The 13,975-nt window shown below is 66.6% G+C and carries 6 protein-coding genes and 1 pseudogene; 1 reads left to right on the top strand and 6 read right to left on the bottom strand.

All coding sequences use genetic code 11. The features are described from left to right. Positions 1–41: 41 nt before the first annotated feature. Genes CSW63_RS05565 through CSW63_RS05575 form a run of 3 tightly spaced genes read right to left on the bottom strand, consistent with a single transcriptional unit; the run spans position 42 to position 5,751 of the window. The gene (locus tag CSW63_RS05565; protein ID WP_099502729.1) at positions 42–3,167 is read right to left on the bottom strand and encodes an efflux RND transporter permease subunit; all 3,126 of its coding nucleotides are present in this window, start codon (positions 3,165–3,167) and stop codon (positions 42–44) included. Beyond that, a complete protein-coding gene (locus CSW63_RS05570; RefSeq protein ID WP_062096174.1) occupies positions 3,167–4,282 on the bottom strand; it encodes an efflux RND transporter periplasmic adaptor subunit in 1,116 nt (371 codons plus the stop codon). Before CSW63_RS05570 ends, CSW63_RS05565 begins: the two co-directional genes overlap by 1 nt. Next, positions 4,240–5,751, bottom strand: coding sequence for an efflux transporter outer membrane subunit (locus CSW63_RS05575; protein WP_168193605.1), 1,512 nt, complete (start codon positions 5,749–5,751; stop codon positions 4,240–4,242). The genes CSW63_RS05570 and CSW63_RS05575 overlap by 43 nt, the downstream gene beginning before the upstream one ends. 136 nt (positions 5,752–5,887) lie before the next feature. Between CSW63_RS05575 and CSW63_RS05580 the strand changes: the two are divergent. Next, a pseudogene (locus CSW63_RS05580) lies at positions 5,888–9,260 on the top strand (TonB-dependent receptor). A gap of 105 nt (positions 9,261–9,365) precedes the next feature. Here CSW63_RS05580 and CSW63_RS05585 read toward each other — a convergent pair. The 3 genes from CSW63_RS05585 to CSW63_RS05595 form a co-directional block, all read right to left on the bottom strand. Beyond that, positions 9,366–10,481 (bottom strand): hypothetical protein, encoded by a 1,116-nt coding sequence (locus CSW63_RS05585; protein WP_062096167.1) that lies wholly within the window; start codon positions 10,479–10,481, stop codon positions 9,366–9,368. Between the two features lie 91 nt (positions 10,482–10,572). After that, positions 10,573–11,799, bottom strand: coding sequence for a TetR/AcrR family transcriptional regulator (locus CSW63_RS05590; protein WP_062096165.1), 1,227 nt, complete (start codon positions 11,797–11,799; stop codon positions 10,573–10,575). 224 nt (positions 11,800–12,023) lie between these two features. Next, positions 12,024–13,952, bottom strand: coding sequence for an ATP-binding protein (locus tag CSW63_RS05595; RefSeq protein ID WP_062096163.1), 1,929 nt, complete (start codon positions 13,950–13,952; stop codon positions 12,024–12,026). Positions 13,953–13,975 lie beyond the last annotated feature (23 nt).

Consider the following 13,975-nt stretch of genomic DNA (forward strand, 5'->3'; position numbering starts at 1 on the left):
CAAGCCCATGAGACGAGCGACCGCGCTTTCGGTGAGCGCGGCTAAGGCGTCGATGCACCCTTCGGCGCCTCGCGGGGCGTGATCACGCGACCCAATTTCGGCTTCAGCCACATTTCGAAGTCGTCGACGATCTCGTAGACCACAGGCACCAGCACCAGAGACAGTACGGTCGAGGTGATCAGGCCGCCGATCACCGCGACCGCCATGGGCTGACGGAACTCGGCGCCGGTGCCGATCCCCAAGGCGGTCGGCAGCATGCCGGCCATCATCGCCAAGGTGGTCATCACGATCGGACGCGCCCGTTCGTGGCAGGCGTCGAGGATGGCCTCGCGCTGGCTCATGCCCGCGCGCTCCTGTTCGATGGCGTACTCGACCAGCAGAATCGAGTTCTTGGCGGCCAGGCCCATCAGCATCAGGAAGCCGATCAGCGACGGCATCGACAGCGACTGGCCCATGACCAGCAGGGCGAAGAACGCGCCGCCAATGGCCAGCGGCAAGGCGGACAAAATCGTGATCGGCTTGAAAAAGCTGCGGAACAGCAGCACCAGCACGCCGAACACCAGGCCGACCGCCGAGAGCAGGGCGATCGCGAAGCCACTGAAGAGCTCAACGAACGCTTCCTGGTCGCCGGCGGAGGCGGGGCCGACGCCTGGAGGCAGGTTCTTCATGGTGGGCAGATTGCCGACGTCGGACATCGCCTCGCCCAACTGGGCGCCGTTGTTAAGATCGGCCTCGATGGTGACCTGTCGCTGGCGGGCGAAACGGTCGATCTTGGCCGGACCGGCCTGGAACGACAGGTCGGCGACCGTGTCGAGCCGGGTGCTGCCGCCGTTCGCCGTTGGCACGCGCAAGGCGCCGAGGGCGTCGAGGTCCTGGCGGCTCTCGGCGGGAAGGCGGACACGGATCGGGATCCGACGCTCGCCCTGAGTCATCTTGGCGACGTTGGCGTCGATGTCGCCCACCGTGGCCACGCGGGCGATGGCGGCGATATCGGCCGAACTGACGCCCAGGCGCGCGGCTTCGTCAGCCTTGGGGCGGATCAGGATCTCCGGGCCGCTGGGCGGTGAAGAGGGGCGCGGGTCGGCCACGGTCGACAGACCCTGCATCTCCCGCTCGATCTTGGCCGCGGTCCGCTCGAGCAGCGGGCCGTCTTCGGACACCAGAATGGTCTGGACCTCTGACGAGCCCCAGTCGCCCAAGAGGTTCACGCGGGCGTCGGGAATGTCGCGCAGGCCGGCGCGAACCTCTTGTTTGATCTCCGTGACCGACAGATCGCGGTCGCCCTTCAGGACGATGGTGATCGTGGCGTCGCGGATGTCGGCGCTGCTTTGACCGCCCCAGCCGCTGCCGATGTTCGAGCCGACCTGGGCGAAGACGTTGGTCACCTCGGGGCGCTTGCGGAACATCGTGGTCACCGCCTGCACGGTGCGATCCATGTCAGCGACGGTCGCGCCGGGCGGCCCTTGGACCTTGAGGTAGTAATAGTTGTTGTTGGCGGCCGGCTGGAACGCGGTCGGTAGCAGACCGGCCAGCATGATGGAGCCGACAAAGATCACGCCGCCGATGACACAGGCGAGAATCCGGTGGTCGAGCGACCAGTCCAGGACAGTGCGATAGAAGCCCTTGAACGGTTTGCGCGGTTGGGGCGCCTTGGCTGGCTTGAGGAAGTAGGCGGCCAGCAGTGGCGTGAGCAGGCGCGCGACGACCAGCGAGAACAGCACCGCCACAGCGACCGTCAGGCCAAATTCCTTGAAGAACTGGCCAGGCATGCCGGGCATGAACGATACCGGGACGAACACCGCCACGATCGTGAAGGTCGTGGCCACGACCGCCAGGCCGATGGCGTCCGCGCCTTCGACGGCGGCTTGATACGGTCTCTGTCCGCGCGCCACCCGCTTTTCGATGTTCTCGATCTCGACCACGGCGTCGTCCACGAGAATCCCGATCACTAGGGTCAGGGCCAGAAGAGTCACGACATTCAGCGAGAAGCCCATGAACGCCATGAAGGCGAAGGTGGGCACCAGCGACACGGGCATGGCGATGGCGGTGATCAACGTCGCGCGCCATTCCCGCAGGAACAGGAACACCACGAGCGAGGCCAGCAGCATGCCCTCCAGCAGCGTATGCTCGGTAGCCTTGAAGCTGGCGCGGGTCTCGTCGACGGTCGAGAAGATCTTCACGAACGTGACGCCCGGAGTCTTTTCAGCCAGGCGGTCTACGGCGGCCTTCACGCGATCCTCGACGGCGACATCGCTGGAGTCACGGGTCTTCATCACCTGGAAGGCGACGACGGGACGACCATCCAGGCGCGCGAAGCCACGTTCTTCTTCCGAGCCTTGACCAACCTGGGCCACGTCGGTCAGCTTCACATAGCGCCCGCCGCCGATGGGAATGGTGATCTGACGAAGTTGCTCGATCGTCGTCGCCGCCCCCAGCACACGCAGGGTCTGTTCGCGCCCGCCGACGTTGGCCCGACCGCCCGGGGCGTCGACGCTGAAACTGGCGAGGGCCTGGTTCAGTTGAGGCGCGGTGACGCCGAACGAAGCCATGCGATCGGGATCGAGGATGACATTGATCTCGCGATCGACGCCGCCCACCCGCGCCACCTGCGCCACGCCCTTTTCACCCTGAAGGGCGCGGGTGACGGTGTCGTCGATGAACCACGACAGGTCCGTGGTGCTCATGCCCGGCGCCGACACCGCATAGGTGATGATCGGCGCGCTGGTGATCTCCAGGCGCTGGACGATCGGTTCGTCGACCTCGCGCGGCAGGACGGCGCGAGTCTGGTCCACCTTGGAGCGCACCTCGTCGGTGACCTTCTGCAGGTCCTCGCCGAGGTTGAACTCTATCGTGGTGGTCGAGGCGCCTTGGACCACCGAGGAGCGGATGGTCTTGACGTTGGAGATGCTGGCGACCGCGTCCTCTATGGGACGTGTGACCTGGGTTTCCATCTCGCCAGGCGCGGCGCCGCTCTGGGTCACAGTCACGGTGACGGCGGGGAATTCGACGTTCGGGAACTGCTTGATCGGCAGGCCCAGATAGGTCCCGACGCCGGCGATCAGCAGGGCGATGAACATCACCGCGACGGGGATCGGGTTACGGATCGCCCAGGCCGAGACTCGCAACTGTCCGGTCGGATGTTCGTCGATGTTGTGGGTCTGGGTCATCAGCGCGTCGCCTGCTGGGCCGGCGCGGGACGCACGACGTCGCCGTCGGTGACGAACGAGGCTCCGCCGAGGACGATCCGCGTGCCCGCAGGCGGGCCTTGGACCAGCTGGGCCCAGCCCCCGCCTTTTTGGCCGATCTTCACCGCCACCTGATGGGCGCGGTTGTTGCTGTCGACCGTCATCAGGAACAGGCCGTCGGCCTCATAGCGGATCGCCGATTCCGGCACGGCGGTCACCGGCGCGCCTGAGGCTCCGAAGGTGGCGCGGCCAAAGCCGCCGGGGCGCAGATCGGGGCGGACGGGCAGGCGGATGCGGACCTTGCCAAGGCGGTTGGCGCTGTCGACTCGCGGGCTGACCAGGCGCACGACGCCCGTCAATGCTTGTCCAGCGGGCAGTGAGACGGCCACTGACTGCCCGGGGCGTATGCCGCCGAGGTTGGCTTCGTTCACCTCGGCCTCCAGCTCGACTAGGCCGTCTCGGGCGATGGTGAACCAGGGTGAGGTCCCGCCACCCGCGATCTGGCCCGGCTGGACGCCGCGCGATAGCACCCGGCCGCTGACGGGCGCGGTGATCGTCATCCGCGAGGCGCGAGTCCGCAGCTCCTTCAGCGCCGCTTCCTGGGCCTTGGCCTGGTAGCGACGGGTTTCGATCTGCTCCTGGCTCAGTACGCCCTGGCCGTCGAGGCCGGACACCCGCGCCGCCTCGGCCTGGGCCTGGGCGGTCACGGCGGCCTGCTGATCGATCTGGGCGCGGAGGAGGGTGTCGTCCAACTGCACCAGCGGCTGGCCGGCCCGGACCCAATCGCCCTCGTCGGCGTAGAGCCGCGCCACGCGGTAGCCTGTCAGCTCCGAACCCACAGCGGCTTCCTCGCGGGAGACCAAGAGGCCGGACGCTTCGACTCCGCCCCCGAGCGGGCGGGTCTCAACGCTGCCGACGCTGACGGTTCGAGCCGAGGCGGCGGCGGGCGCCTTTTCGGCGGAGGCGTCCTTCTTGCCGCCGCAGGCGGTCAATCCCACCCCAGCGCAGACCAAGGCGGTGGCGATCAGATAGCGGGTCGTCATCGGAGCGGGTCTCACTGCGCGGAAGCCTTGGTCGGGACGGTCTCGGGCGACCATCCGCCGCCGAGCGCCTTGTAGGTTTGCACGGCGCGTTGCAGCGCCTGGGTTTGGGCGCCGGTTGCGGCGGAACGGACGTTCCGCCAGGCCTGCTCGGCCTGCAGCGCCGTGGTCAGGTCGGTCAGTCCGGCCGCGTAGCCTTTGCGGCTAGCCTCATAGGCGGCCGCCGCGCGACGCTCGCCCGCCGACAACAACGCGACGCGTTGTTCGTCTGCGGCCAGTTGCACCAGGGCGTTGTCGGCTTCGCCGAACGCGGTCTGAACGGCCTTCTCGTAGGTGATGGCGGCTTGTTCGACGCGGGCGTCGCTAGCCTTGATGTCGGCCATCAGCTTGGGGATGTTCAGGACCGGAACCGACAGGTTGGCCCCGATCGTCCAGGCCGAGCTCGTCGTCGAGGTCTCTGCGCCCGGGTTCAGGAAGCTGGGGCTGATCGCCTTGGAAATCCCCACGCCCGGCGTCAGCGTCAGGGTGGGGAACAGAGCGAGCTCGCTGATGTTGAGATTGCCCGACGCCGAGGCCAGACGCGCGGCGGCCTCGCGCACGTCGGGGCGCCGCGCCAGCAACTGACCAGGCGTCGCGGCTGGGACGGCGGGCGGCTTGGCCAGCACAGGGCTGATGGCCAGCGTCTCCAGCGGATCGACGCCCTTGCCGACCAGGACAAGGAGCGTGCGTCGCGCGCCACGAAGTTGCGCCTCCAAGGCGGCGGCCTGCGCTTCGGCCTGAGCGAGGTCGGCGGCGGCGCGCTCGCCCTCCGACGTCGCGGTCAGCCCGCGACGGCCCCGCTCAAGGGCGACATCAGAGAGCGCCTTGGCGATGCGAACGCTCTCACGCGCGTCTTCCAGTTGCACCGCTAGGCCGCGCGCCTCGAAATACGACTGGGCCACATTGGCCGCGAGCGCCGCGCGAGCGCCCTCATAGGCAAAGCGGGCGGCCGCCATGTCGTTCTTGACGACCCGCAGCGCGGCGTTGCGGCGTCCGAGCAGGTCCAGCTCCCAGGAGACGTCGAAATTGGCGGAGTAGGTCTTGCTCACCCCACCCTGGGTGAAGCCGCCAGTGCCGCTCTGGTCGATGATGTCGGTGTCGGTGCGTTGGGCGGAGCCCACGAGCGGAGTTTGCGGGATATAGATCTGCCGCACCTGACCTTGTCGGATGGCGCGGGCTTCCTCCAGTCGCGCGGCGGCCAGCCGAGCGTCGGGGCTCTGGGCGAGGGCCGTGCTGACCAGATCGTTCAGAGCTGGGTCCCCGAACTGGGTCCACCATTGGTCCAGCGCTTGCGACGCCAGCGGCGCGCTGGTCGACGCCTCATAGGTGTCGGGTAACTTGACCTCGACCTGCCGCGCGGGGGTTGTGCAGGCGGCCATGACCGCGCCCGTCAGCGCAAGGGTCGCAAGATGGCTGGCGCGGGAGACGCCACCCGGCCGGTCCAGTCTCTGGAAAGCGCCGGTCTTGGCGAGACGCATGAAATTCAATCCGGTTGTTATGACGCGAGACGCGCCCAGGCGACCATCGGTCTCCCAATTAGGGGGCTGGCCCCGGGAGGGAAACCCCTGGTCGAAAGCTTTAACGGTCCTATTCGCCGGCTGGACGCAGTCTTGAACGGCGCCGATCCCATACCTGTCAGCAGTGTGGTCGATTGACGCGGCGCCGAACTGGCGTCCCTGGCGCAGGTTGACGTCGCGGTAAAACATACCGCATCATCGAAACAGGTGTTCGGCTCGTTTTGTCGAATGCTCGCTCGCCGCAGTTGGCGAGCCAGTGGCGTGGCTTTTCAAGCGTCCGGCCCCGGGGGACCAAGGCTTGTCGGCTCTAAACGGCGCATCTCAAGGTTTCGAAAAAGGACCTGCTGGTCGGCGCGGCTGCATCCGCGTCGGCAGGCTCGCGCGCGCCGGAGGTCTGTCAGGAACACCGCCGCCCGGCTGAACGCGATCTGGCCCCGCGAAAAGACGACCGGCCAATCAAGAACGAACCGAGGGAGGGAATACGAATGAACAGAAGCAGCTTCCTGCGTGGAGGGTCATGCCTAGCGCTGGCCTTGGCGATGGCGGGCGCGGCTCAGGCCCAAGAGGCCCAGAAGCCGGACGTGTCGACCCAGGTCGAGGAAGTCGTGGTCACGGGCTCCTTCATCAAGGGAACGCCCGAGGACGCGGCCCTGCCGGTCGAGGTGATCGGCGCCGAGGAGCTGCAGAAGCGGGGTTCGCCTTCCACCGTGGAACTGCTGAAGGCGCTCTCGGTCTCGAACGGGGTGCTGGGCGACACCAACCAGTTCGACAGCCGCGCGCAGGGCTCTGAAGGCTCGGGCTCCGTCAACCTGCGGGGTCTCGGCTCGCAGCGCACCCTGGTGCTGCTGAATGGTCGTCGCCTGGCGATCAACCCGTTCGGTCAGGCGGGCGCAGGCATCGTCGACACCAACATTATTCCCGCCGCCGCGATCGGCCGCCTGGAAGTGCTGAAGGATGGCGCGGCCGCCACCTATGGCTCGGACGCCATCGCCGGCGTCGTCAACTTCATCACCAAGAAGAGCTTCGAGGGGCTGGAGGTCGCCGCCGACTATCGTCACATCAACGGCTCTGACGGCGATTACGGTCTCAACTTCACCTGGGGCAAGGTCTGGGAGAACGGCAACGTACTGGCCAGCTTGGGCTGGCAACACCGCTCGAAGCTCTCGGTGGCCGAGCGCGACTGGGCCAATCGGTCCTATCTCAGCAACCCCGAGGCCGGCTGGTCCGCAGCCGGCAACCCATCGACCTTCATCCCGCTGGCCAGCACCACCAACGGCATGCGTGACCCGGCCTGTTCCAGCCTGGGCGGCTTCGCCGGCTTCAGCGGGCTGACGCCGGTCTGCTACTGGCACTATACGCCGTTCGACAATCTGGTCGAAAAGTCCAACGCCATTCAGGCCTACGCCGAGGCCAACGCCGACCTGTCGGCGACGACCAAGTTCCATGTCGAGGTGCTCTACGCTCACACCGACGTGCCCGAGTGGAACACCTCGCCGTCCTACGCCGCCTTGGCCGTTCCGACCGCCGAAGCGTCTCCCGTTCCGGGTCGCTACATCGTGCCGGCCACCAATCCCGGCCTGATCGCCTTCATGGCGGCCAACCCGACGGTGCAACTGTCCAGCCTGGCGACGGGCGCCGTGTCGACGGTTCCGAGCTCGGTGTTCGCGTTCGGCGCGATCAACGCCGCCAACCGGCCGTTTGGCATCGGGGGCAATCCGAAGTTCGGCTATGGCCCCTCGATCGGCGCCCGCTCATTCGACGCCTTCCGGGTGTCGGCCGACCTGTCGGGCGAGTTCGAGAACGGCATCGGCTGGGACGTGGCGCTGACCTACTCCCAGGAAATCGCCATCCGCACCGGCTACGACACGCTGGTCAACCGCTTCGCCCTGGCGCTGCAAGGCCTGGGCGGTCCGCTTTGCGACAGCAATCCGTCGCTGCCGGGCATCCAAGGCACGCCCGGCGTGGGCCAGTGCATGTATTATAACCCGTTCGCCAGCGCGATCCCCAGCAACGCGATCACAGGCCAGGCCAACGCCGGCTACAACCCAGCCCTGGCCAACAACAAGGATCTGGTCGACTGGTTCTTCAAGAAGCTGTCGACCAAGCAGTCCTCGCGCCTGTTCGTGGGCGAGGCCGTGTTGAACGGCAAGACCAACATCACCTTGAAGGGCGGTGACGTCGCCTGGGCGGCCGGCGTCCAGTATCGCCGCAGCTACTTCACGGCCGACTACAACGACATCAGCAACGCGGCGATCAATCCGTGCGTCAACACGCCGGACTTCGGGGTCACCACGTGCACCGGTTCGGTGCGGAACGGACCGTTCATGTTCCTCGGCGTCGGAAACGAGGCCGACAACCAAAGCGACGTGATGGCGGCTTTCGGCGAACTCTCCGTGCCGATTACCGACGACTTCCAGGCGCAGCTCGCGGCGCGCTACGAGAAGTACGGCGGCGCGGTGGGCTCGACCTTCAATCCGAAGGCGTCGCTGCGCTGGCAAGCCACGCCCTGGATGGCCTTGCGGGCTTCAGCCGGCTCGACCTTCCGTGGGCCGCCGGATCCGCTGACCACCACCACCTCCGTGACGTCGCTGCAGGGCATCCTCGGTGTGTTCCGAGCCGTCGACATCTACGGCAACCCGAACCTCAAGCCGGAGAAGGCCAAGACCTATAACGCCGGCGTGCTGTTCAATAAGGGGGACTTCAAGGCCAGCGTCGACTACTTCTATTTCGACTTCAAAGATCCGATCGTCGCCGAACCGGTCGCCGGCATGGTCGCTTCGCTCTATCCGAACGGCGCGGCCGGGGCCAACAACTGCGCCGATCCCGCCTATGCCGCGCTGGTCGCGCGCTTCACCTTCACAGGCGCCTGCGCGACTCCGACGACCAGCATCGCGCGCCTGCGCACCAACTACATCAACGGCGCGCCGGTGAAGAACGCCGGCTTCGACTTCTCGGCCGACTATCGGTTCCGTGAGGTGATGGGCGGCGACATCTCGATCGGCGGCTCCGCCACCTACATCCAGAAATACAAGGTCGGCGCCACCCAGGTGGAAGGCATCACGGTCGAGAAGGCTTTCGACGCCGTGGGCCTGCTGAACTATCAGACGACTGTGGTGCCCATCCCGAAGTGGAAGGGCGACGCCTATGCTGAATGGAACTCCGGGCCGCACAACCTGCGTCTGTCGGTCCACTACATCGGCTCCTACACCGACCAGCGCACCGCGCCCTTCGCGGCCAACGCCTACAAGGACACTACGGGCGCCGGTGTCACGGTCAGTGCGGGCAAGAAGATCGAAAAGCAGGTCCTGACCAACCTCGCCTATCGCGTCTTCCTGCCTTGGGACACCACGGCGACCCTGGCGATAACCAACATCTTCGACAAGGACCCGTCCTACGCCCGTCTCGACCTGGGCTACGACCCGTTCACCGGCGATCCGCTGGGCCGCACCTACAAGGTGGGCCTGCGCAAGAAGTTCTAGTTCCTCGGCGTTTTGTGGGAACTTGCGGCGCGTCCTTACCCAAGGACGCGCCGTCTTCTTGAGATGTCGTTGGGAGCAAGCGCGGCCGAAGCCTGCCGCGGGCGCCTAGAGCCAGTCCAGCAGGCTCGCGGGGCCGGCCAACGAGCCATCCGCGTTGAACATCTGGGCCAGCTTGTCGCGCGCGGACTGCAACTCGACCATCCTGGCGTAGATGTCGGCGGTCCAGCCGCCCGCCTCGCGTTCCTCGGCGGTCATGGCGGCGTAGCGCGTGATCATCGCCTTGCCAAAGCCGCCCGCGTCCTCGGCCGTGGACTGGTAGCTGGCCTTGATGGCGGCGCTGTCGCGCGTGCGAATCTCGGCCTTGGCTTGCGTGATCTCGTGCGGAGAAAACAGCTCGTCCTTGTTGAGGGCGATGGCGGACAGCGAGCGGTCGTCGAAACGGCGGAAGTCGATCTCGCCGCTGTTGGGGTCTTTCGCCGCATCCGGCTGGAAGGCCAGGGCGTACTGCTTGTCCAGCGCGGCGCGCACGTCGGCAGCCAGCTTACCGAACTCCCGGGTCTTGGCGCCGGCCACCGCGCTGCCGGTCTCGGTCATGTAGGCTGCGACGCTGTCATGCGCGATCCCGGCGGGCGCGAGGCCGGGCCGAGCCAGGGCCTGCTTGCGTCCCTCGACCAAAGCGTCGTGCTCCTGGGTCCACGCTGCGGAAGCCTTCTCTTCCGGACCCGCAGTGTCGAGGTGATCGAGCGCGGCTTGATAGAGGCTGGCATAGTCGCCGGTCAGTCGCGCCTGGGCGGCTGGGCTGGCGAGCACGCTGTCTTGCCGCGACTTGAGCGTCAGGCTGGCGACCACCTGCTGTTCGATCGGGAACTGGCCGCCCTTGTTGCTGGCCACCGCGAACAGCGTCCGACGATCCAGAGACGAGAGATCGATCGTCGCGTTTCCGTCCTTTAGCGCGCTCGTGGCGCCGGCCGCTTTCAGGCGCGCATTGATCGCCGTCCGGGCCTCGGACACGACCGTCTCGATCGTCCGGGAGTCGGTCTGGGCCTTCAGCGCGGCCTGGGCGGCGGGCGAGAGCGTGACGTTCACCGCGGGGGTGTTGATCGTTTCGCTCTGGTCGCGCGTCTTGGCCTGGGCGGCTGCCTGACTGGCGCGCTGCGCCGCCGTCTGGCCGGCGGTCAGGCCAGACGTATAGGTCGACGTGTACGGGTTGATCGTCGTCATGTCGCACGACTTCAAGCGAATCAATCGCTCGAATTTAGCAGCCGCCAGGGCGCTTGGGCGCCCTATGGTTAATCGGGCGTGACCGAGGCGATCAGGAGAGCACGCCGGTCAACAGCGGCCGCGCGAAAAGATCCGCCGCCTCTTCCCGCTCCAGTCCGGGAACCCAGGCCTCCAGTGACGCAGCGGCGTTCAGCATCGAATTGATCATGTGAGCGGCGATGCTGGGATCGATCGCCCGGACCGATCCGTCGGCGATGCCGTCCGAAATGATCGAGGCGAAGCGCTGCCACCCGCGCATGTAGCCGTCGGCCATGTCGCCGCGCAGCGGTTCGGGCAAGGCGCCCAGCGATGAAGCCCGCAGTAGGGGGCCGTGCTCGGACAGCTGGTATGTGGTCAGGCCCGCAGCCGTGGAAACAAGCTGCGTCCAGCGGTCCGCCGGCAGCGCGCGGGCGTCGAGCTGCGAGCGGCGCGTGACGGTGAAGGTCCGCTCGAAGCACTCGGCCACCAGGGCGTCCTTGTCTTCGTGGTGGTGATAGAACGATCCCTTGGTCACGTTCAGGGCGGCCGAGATGTCTTCCACCGAAGCGCCGCGATAGCCGCGCTGGTTGATTAGTCGCGTGGCGGCGACCAGGAACGTCTCACGCCACTCCAGACCTTCGGGCGAAAGGGGCGTTGGATCGGGCAGGGGCATTGGCCGCCACGCGCCACCCGGGACGTGCAGGCCATTCAGCAGGATGTCGCTCATCCGCTCCAGCACCCGGCCATAGTCCTCGACGTCGTAGCGGCGCAGCCAACGGCCCGACCAGAACACCTGCTCCATCAGGAGATGGGTGCGCGCGTTGCGCTGGCGTTTGTCGAGATGCGCCAGGGAAGGATCGTCGAAGAAGCTCCTGACGCGCCGGAACAGATCGTTGAACACGCCGATGACCGAACCGCGTAGCGGCTCCTTCAAAGCCTTGATCTCGGCGAAGCTTGTGAGGGGCGTCGCCTCGCCGAGGCGCACGCGGCGATTGAGGTAGAGATAGAGTTCGAGGAACTTGACGATGCGCTGGGCGGGCGCGCCTTCGGCGGCGGCTTCCTCGACCATGGCCTCGAACCGTTCCAGGCCGCGCATGAAGCAGGCGGCGGCCAGATCGTCCTTCTTGCGGTAGTAGTAGGTGACGCTGGTGGTGTTGAGGCCGACGCTGGCGGCCACGTCGGCCAGAGTCATGCCGCGAACGCCCTGGCGGTTGAGGATCGCCGTGGCCGCCGCCAGGATCGTCTCCTTTTTCCGCGCGTAGCGCGCTGTCGCTGCGCCCGCGATCCGACCGTCGTCCATCGCCTCTAGATCCCCGGAGTCCCACAACAACCGACGGTCGCGCCGGCCACTGGACTCTAGTGTCCAATCTAGGCGTCCATCGGGCCAGCTTAAAGGCCGACATCGTCCGTTGCGGGACCGTAGGGGCTGCGTAGCGCCACGGTTTGTCAGGATTATTGCAAGGTGGATGGTTTCTGCGGCCTGGATAGTCGCGCGCGGCGAAGGCTATCTATGCCAGACGGACCCTAGCAAACTTTGCGCACGGCCTGGCGCTCGGTGGTCAGCGCGACGGCGATCGTTCGAGCCAGGGCCGCAGGAGACAGCGGTTTGGCGATCGCGCCGTCCATGCCAGCGGCCAGATAGCTGGCGCGCTGATGCGCCATGGCGTTGGCGGTCATGGCCAAGATCGGCACGGCGCCGACGGAGCCCTTCATCGCGCGGATCCGCTGCGTGGCTTCAACACCGTCCATACCCGGCATCTGGATGTCCATCAGGATCAGGTCAAAGCCTTCCCCGGCGGCGGCGACTCCCTGCCGCCCGTCCTCCGCCGTTTTCACCCGAGCGCCCAGCGCCTCGAGCATCCGGGTCGCGATCAGGCGGTTTGTAGCGTTGTCTTCGACGACCAGGACGCGGAGCCCTTCGAACAGAGGTTCATCAGCTTCCTCGGCGCCCTGGTCAGGACGCTCGCAGGCCAGGGCCTCGACCTCGAGCCAGAAGGTCGAGCCCATGCCCAGTTGGCTTTCAAAGCCGACCTCACCGCCCATCAGTTCGGCCAGCCGTCGGCAGATGGCCAGGCCCAGGCCCGATCCGCCAAACCGCCGGGTGGTCGAACCATCGCCTTGGCGGAAGCGCTCGAACAGCCGCGCGCCCGCCGCTTCGCCGATGCCAACGCCCGTGTCGTCGATTTCGAAACGCAGCCGCAGCCGTCCCCCGTCGGGACTATCGAGCCGCCGACCGGACAGTCGTGCGACGATGCCGCCGCTCAGCGTGAACTTCACTGCGTTGCCGATCAGGTTGAACAAGGCCTGACGCAGGCGAAGCGGATCGGTCGCGGCCCAGCCCAGATCATCTGGGGTCTCGACCCGCAGATAAAGGCCCTTGGCCTCCGCCTGCGGCCGCAGCATGTCGGCCACTCCGCGCAACAGCACGGCGGGGCAAACCGGCTCGGTCGAAAGTTCCAGCTTGCCCGCTTCGATTTTCGAGAAGTCGATGATGTCGTTCAGAAGTTCCGAGAGCATCTCGCCGCAACTCAAGGCCTCGGTCAGCAGGCGGCGGCCGTCTTCGGAAAGCTTCTCGCTCTTCAGCAGGTGCAGCACGCCCAAGACGCCGTTCATGGGCGTGCGGATCTCGTGGCTCATATTGGCGAGGAACTGTGACTTTGCGTCAGCGGCGGCGAGCGCAGCGTCGCGCGCCTCGACCAGTTCCGACACGTTCTGGCTGATGCCGATGATGTCATAGGCCTCCGGACTCGATCCGCGGACGCCGCGCCATGCCGCGTGCATATGCGCCCAGGCCTTGGTGGCGGGATCGAGATATCGGTAGTCGACCTCGACATGCTCCCCGGTCTGCAGGCACTTCGAAAAGGCCTCCCAGACCCGTTCTCGATCCTCGGCGTGGATCGACAGGGTCATCTCCGCCACCGTCATGGTCCGCACACCGCCCTCGGGAGCGCTGGGCGTGGGGATGTCCTGGTCGAAGATGTAGACGCCCTTGCGCGGGTTGAACCGCCAGACATAGACGCCCGCGGCGTTCCGCAGCAGTTCGTTGGATCGTTCAGCCTGTTGGCGGGCGATCTCGCGAGCACGGTCCTCACTGAAGTCCTGGTAGACGATCATCAGACCGCCGTTCTCCAGTACCTTGGACTGCGAGCGCACCCACAGCCAGCCTCCGCCTTTGCGGGCCAGGCGGTGCTCGCCGGACGCTTGACCGCGCAAGTTCAGTGACTGTCCGATATCCTCAATGATCGGTCTGTCGTGCAGATGGAAGAAGTCGTGCATATGCCGGCCGACCGATTCCTCGGGCGACCATCCCGTCAATTGCACCCAGGCCGGGTTGACGCGAGCGATGATCCGACCGTCCAAGACGACGAACATGTCCAGGCTGTTCTGGAAGAACCAGTCGGCCGCTGCGACTTCTATTCTGAAGGCGGCCTCGGTATCCAAGTACTTGCCCATCCCGCTTGGCTCGTTTTCAATCG

It is taken from the genome of Caulobacter sp. FWC26 (assembly GCF_002742645.2).
Lineage (GTDB): Bacteria > Pseudomonadota > Alphaproteobacteria > Caulobacterales > Caulobacteraceae > Caulobacter.